This is a genomic window from Pseudoalteromonas aliena (assembly GCF_038155085.1).
Lineage (GTDB): Bacteria > Pseudomonadota > Gammaproteobacteria > Enterobacterales > Alteromonadaceae > Pseudoalteromonas > Pseudoalteromonas aliena_A.
Genome location: NZ_JBAKAU010000209.1, coordinates 1 through 216, shown reverse-complemented (window position 1 = coordinate 216; position 216 = coordinate 1). Strand labels below are relative to the sequence as shown.

The window sequence follows — 216 nt, the reverse complement described above, 5'->3', positions numbered from 1 at the left end:
TATATAATAGGCGATAACTTAAGTGATCAAGAAGGGCGAGTGCATTCATCGTACTTAAAAGATGAAGCTACTTTACCGGGACGCTCAGTTAGTTTAGGCGTAAGAGCTCGATTTTAATTGAAATAATTAAAGCGGCGTTAAACAGCTGGTAAATGCCCACACATGTTTAGCGCACGCTTGTTTTAAAGCCTGCGTAGCAGCATTAAGTGTAGAGCC

General features: G+C 41.2%; 1 pseudogene. It reads right to left on the bottom strand.

From position 1 onward, the window contains the following. Window positions 1–126: 126 nt before the first annotated feature. Window positions 127–216: pseudogene (locus tag V6260_RS19110) on the bottom strand (ComF family protein); the annotation flags it as partial.